4 protein-coding genes and 1 pseudogene are annotated in these 3,592 nt (G+C 32.4%); 2 read left to right on the top strand and 3 right to left on the bottom strand.

Annotated features, from left to right (window positions below; translation table 11 throughout):
• Positions 1–245 (top strand): annotated as a pseudogene (locus DIU01_RS03425) (lysine transporter LysE); the annotation flags it as partial.
• Positions 245–568: an MGMT family protein gene (locus DIU01_RS03430; protein ID WP_290831847.1), complete on the top strand. Its 324-nt coding sequence runs from the start codon at positions 245–247 to the stop codon at positions 566–568. The pseudogene DIU01_RS03425 and the gene DIU01_RS03430, both read left to right, overlap by 1 nt.
• Here DIU01_RS03430 and DIU01_RS03435 read toward each other — a convergent pair whose 3' ends face one another.
• The 3 genes from DIU01_RS03435 to DIU01_RS03445 form a co-directional block, all read right to left on the bottom strand.
• Positions 569–1,153, bottom strand: coding sequence for a hypothetical protein (locus tag DIU01_RS03435; protein ID WP_290831848.1), 585 nt, complete (start codon positions 1,151–1,153; stop codon positions 569–571).
• A 66-nt stretch (positions 1,154–1,219) separates the two neighbouring features.
• Positions 1,220–2,374: a PAS domain-containing sensor histidine kinase gene (locus DIU01_RS03440; RefSeq protein ID WP_290831849.1), complete on the bottom strand. Its 1,155-nt coding sequence runs from the start codon at positions 2,372–2,374 to the stop codon at positions 1,220–1,222.
• 181 nt (positions 2,375–2,555) lie between these two features.
• On the bottom strand, positions 2,556–3,592 hold a 1,037-nt coding region (locus DIU01_RS03445; RefSeq protein WP_290831850.1), incomplete at its 5' end, for a sigma-54-dependent Fis family transcriptional regulator.

Raw genomic sequence — 3,592 nt, forward strand, 5'->3', positions numbered from 1 at the left:
ATGTTTTTGGGAGCGTAACATTGGCGTCGTGTAATATTTTCGATTTTATACCTTGCTCAATATGTAGTTTGGTAATTGGCGTGGTTTTGGGTTCGCTTTTTGTGTTTTATTTGTACGTTTTGTTTTTTAATAAAATGAAAAGCAAAGCCGATTATTTTATGCAAAATATGAACAAAATCATCGGAATCATAACTGCAATTGTTGCCTTGTTAACTTTGTACAACGTGATACAATTTCATTTCTAATGGAAGAAAATTTCTTTGAGCGCGTTTATGAAATTGCTCGTCAAATTCCCTACGGAAGAGTAACTTCTTACGGAGCAATTGGCAAAGCATTAGGAACGGCTAGATCCGCGAGAATGGTCGGTTGGGCGATGAACGCCAGTCATAATCGTGAAGATATTCCAGCACATCGTGTTGTAAATAGAAAAGGATTACTTTCGGGAAAACATCATTTTGATGGAACCAATTTAATGCAACAACTTCTAGAAAACGAAGGAATTGAAGTGGTTGATAATCAAATTGTAGATTTTGAAAAGGTTTTTTGGATGCCGGAAATTAACTTGTAATTATTTTAAATTTTTATTTGTTATCGATGCTAATCGGATTAAATAATCTTCCAAATTTTCACCTTCATTCATTGGAATCATTTCAATTGAACTTGTAAAACCATCAATTAAATTGGTGTATTTTTCAAATGTTTTTTTAAGTAAATCTTCATCTCTAGATTCCCAATAATAGCCGTCATCTTTGCATTCGAAATCTTCTAAATATCTTTTGCTGATAAAGTCTAAAAGTAAAATTAATTTTTTATGGTTTTCATATCCAGAATATTGCGTTTTAGTAAACACTGCATAAACCAAGTCTTCGTTGATTTCATTTTCAAGTTGCATTACATTAAAATTGAGTATGCTACTCATTCTTCCGTTTGATAAAAATGACATGGAAAATGGTTCAGATTTTGGCGGAGTTATCATTATGCCATAAAGATTTTCTCTATCGATAATTTCTGAAAAAGAGTTGTTTTCAAATTGATCTTCAAAAACAAAATAATCCCATTTTTCGGCTATTGCAACATCTTTTACATCGTCAATTAACGATTTTAAATCATTTGCATTTTTTAATTTCCCGTTATAATGAATAGTTAATCCCATCTTTAAATTTTATTTTTATGTGTAATTATTTCCTAATTTTTGAAAAATTTACAAATAATTACAAAACTATTCAACCAAACAAATCACAAAACTAGTTGTGTCATTTTCGTTTTGGAATGCCAAATAACCACCGTGCGCTTCAACAATACTTTTAGATAACGTCAATCCAATTCCTGCGCCTTCTTTTCTAGTGGTGAAAAACGGAAGGAAAACCTTGTCTTCAATTTCGGTGTCAATTCCGTTTCCAGTATCGGTAATTGTTATAAAAATGCGTTTTTCTTTAACTTCTGCTGCGATTATAATTTGCTTTTCAACTTGATCAGATAGAGCATAAATACTATTTGTAAGTAAATTTATAATTACTTGCTCCATCTGATTTTTATCAATTTCCAACCATCTATTGAATGCAATTGTATTAGAAACTTCAATTTTCTCTTGCTTAAACAATGGCGCCATCAATTGCAAAGTGGTTTCAATTAATTGCGATAATTCGACTCTTTCTTTTTTTGGAGTTGGTAACATTGCTAATTTTCGATAGCTTTCTACAAATTTCTGCAAATGGTCGCTTCGGTTTAACATGGTAAAAACGCTTTGTTTCATGTCTTCCAAATCTTCTTGCGAAAGCGATTCTTGCTGAACCAATTCCTGTAAATTTTGCGATAACGAACGAATAGGCGTAAGCGAATTCAACAACTCGTGCGAAATGACTTTCATCAAATTCACCCAAGCCTCTTTTTCGGTTTTTTCAACTACTTTTTGGATGGAATCGAGCAACACAATATAGTAATCCTGATTGAAAGTCTTGCTTCTGGAAGATTGCATTACAAAGGTTTGCGTGTCCTGATTGTTGACTCTAATTTGCAAAGAAGTTTTAATTTCCTCAAAACTTTGCTCTTCAATAATACCGCAAAGCGATGGCAACTGATTTCGTAAATAACTCCATTTTGAAACTTTTGGAACCGTAAAATGTTTGGAGAAATACTCGTTCATTAAAAAGATATTCCAATCGTTTTCTTCTTTTTGAAGGATTAAAATTCCGGTTTCGATATTATTTAAAATCGAACTGTAAATGATATCTTTAGAAACCTGATCGTTTTGCTTGTGCTTCAGAGTATCATATAATTTGAAAAGAGTTGCATAATTTTTAAAGGATTTATGTTTAGAAAAATCTGCAGAAAAGTCGTTTTGTAAAATTGCCAAAATCGTTTTGTCGTATAACAAAAAAGCATTTTTTAAATACCGATACAATTCAAATACCAACAAAACAACCACAAAAAATGAAAATACAGCACTATAAATCAAGCCTTTTTGAAGCAGATAAAAACTTAGTACAACGCCAACAAGAATCACAAGTAATCTTATGAAAAGCTGGTTGTAAATTTTTAAAGATTGAAACATAGTATTAGTTGCTAATGTTATATTTTTCCATTCTTCGATATAGCGATGCTCTTGATAATCCCAATTCTTCTGCCGATTTGCTGATATTCTGATTATTTTTAGCCAATACTTTTTCGATGGTGTTTTTTTCAATATCAGAAAGTTGTAAATCGTCGTTGTTTTTATCGTACGAGGTAATTTCATCCAAATCCAAATCGGAAGCCGAAATAGAATTGTTCTCACACAAAATTATGGCGCGTTCAATTCGGTTTTCCATCTCACGGATATTTCCGTTCCAAGCGTGCTGCTGAATTTTAGTTAAAGCTGATTCCTCAAAAACAACATCATTTCTATCGTATTTGTCAATCATTTTTTGCAGAAGAAATTGCGCTAACGGAATTTTATCTTCCAATCGTTCTCGCAGTGGCGGCAAAATAATTTCCATCGTATTGATTCGGTAATACAAATCTTCTCGAAAATTTTTATCAGCAACTTCTTGTTTCAAATTCAAATTTGTTGCGGTGATAATCCTAACATTCAAATTTCTTGGTTTGGATTCGCCTAATCTAGTAACCGTTTTCGTCTGAATAACTTGCAACAATTTAGACTGCAAATGCAACGGAACATTTCCTATTTCATCCAGAAAAATAGTTCCATTTTGTGCCATTTCAAATCGTCCTGGCGTGTCCATTTTTGCATCGGTAAACGCACCTTTTGCATAACCAAACAATTCGCTTTCAAATATAGAATCACTCAACGCACCCAAATCAACAGCCATAAAAGTGTTATTTTTACGTTCAGATTGTTGGTGAATGTAGTTTGCCATTACATATTTCCCGGTTCCGTTTTCTCCTAAAATTAAAACATTTGCATCGGTTTTCGCTACTTTATCAGCAAGTGAATACGATTTTTTTATGGTTTCAGAATTTCCAATAAAAAAAGATTCGACCACATTTTTATCAAGTTTTTTCTGTTGTTTTCGCGATTCATCAACCGCTTGCTTTACAACCGAAAGCAATTTTTCGTTTTCCCATGGTTTTAAAACATAATCAAAAGCACCAT

The sequence above is a fragment of the Flavobacterium sp. genome (genome assembly GCF_003525665.1).
Taxonomy (GTDB): Bacteria; Bacteroidota; Bacteroidia; order Flavobacteriales; family Flavobacteriaceae; genus Flavobacterium.

Coding starts and splice junctions, on each gene's coding strand:
- DIU01_RS03430 (WP_290831847.1), top strand. CDS start 245: ATGGAAGAAAATTTCTTTGAGCGCGTTTATGAAATTGCTCGTCAAATT.
- DIU01_RS03435 (WP_290831848.1), bottom strand. CDS start 1,153: ATGGGATTAACTATTCATTATAACGGGAAATTAAAAAATGCAAATGAT.